General features: G+C 62.6%; 1 protein-coding gene. It reads left to right on the forward strand.

All coding sequences use genetic code 11. From position 1 onward, the window contains the following. Positions 1-1,159 (forward strand): phage major capsid protein (locus J0I64_RS15390; protein WP_291409808.1); only part of this gene is annotated, 1,159 nt, incomplete at its 5' end. Positions 1,160-1,179 lie beyond the last annotated feature (20 nt).

The following is a 1,179-nucleotide window of genomic DNA, read 5'->3' on the forward strand; positions in this document are numbered from 1 at the left end:
GTTCAGCGAATTTTCTTCCGCGTTCGAGGAATTCAAGCGCACCAATGACCAGCGCCTCGGCGAGATCGAGAAGCGCGGTTCGGCCGATGGCCTGCTTGAGGGTAAGTTGGAGCGCCTCAATGCCGTGCTCGATGGGCATAAGGCGGCGCTCGATCGCGTCAGTGCCGAGCGTGCTCGCCCAGCGCTTGAGGGCAAGGGCGCCGTGCCCAATGGCGAATATAAGGAGGCCTTTTCGGCCTATGTGAAGCGCGGCGAGGAAAAGGCGCTGCAAGTCGGCGTCGGCGCCGATGGCGGTTATGTGGTGCCGGCCGAGGTCGAGACGGAAATTACCCGTCTGATGACGGGCATTTCGCCGATCCGCGCCATTGCCGGTGTGCGCCAGGTTTCGGCCTCGGTCTATAAGCGCCCGATCACTTTGACGGGGCCGCAGACGGGCTGGGTGGGCGAGGCGGCGAGCCGTCCGACCACCACAAGCCAGACGCTGGCGGAGCTGAGCTATCCGACGACCGAGCTCTATGCCATGCCGGCGGCGACCACGGCCTTTCTCGACGATGCGGCGGTGGATGTCGGCCAGTGGATTGCCGACGAGGTCAATGCGGCTTTTGCGGCGCAGGAGACGACGGCTTTTGTCAGTGGCGATGGCACCAATAAGCCCAAGGGTTTTCTGGCTTCGACCACGGTGGCGGAATCGAGCTGGAGCTGGGGGAACCTGGGTTACGTGGCGACGGGGACTTCGGGCGCGCTACCGGCGAGCAATGGCAGCGATGTGCTGATTGATCTCGTCTATGCGCTGAAGGCCGGCTATCGCCAAAATGCGAACTGGGTGATGAACCGCAAGACGCAGGGAGCGCTGCGAAAGCTCAAGGACGCCGACGGCAATTATCTCTGGCAGCCGTCGGCGACGGCAGATGGTCGCGCCAGCTTCATGGGCTTTCCGCTGGTTGAGGCGGAGGATATGCCGAACATCGGGGCCAATTCGCTGTCGGTGGCGTTTGGTGACTTCCGGCGCGGGTATCTGATTGTTGATCGTCAGGGGGTGAACGTGTTGCGCGATCCCTATTCGAGCAAGCCCTATGTGCTGTTCTACACGACCAAGCGCGTGGGCGGTGGGGTTGCGGACTTTGACGCGATCAAGCTGCTGAAATTTGGCGTGAGCTGAGGCTTCGGTTCACCCCCTCC

Source organism: Devosia sp. (genome assembly GCF_017307565.1).
Lineage (GTDB): Bacteria > Pseudomonadota > Alphaproteobacteria > Rhizobiales > Devosiaceae > Devosia.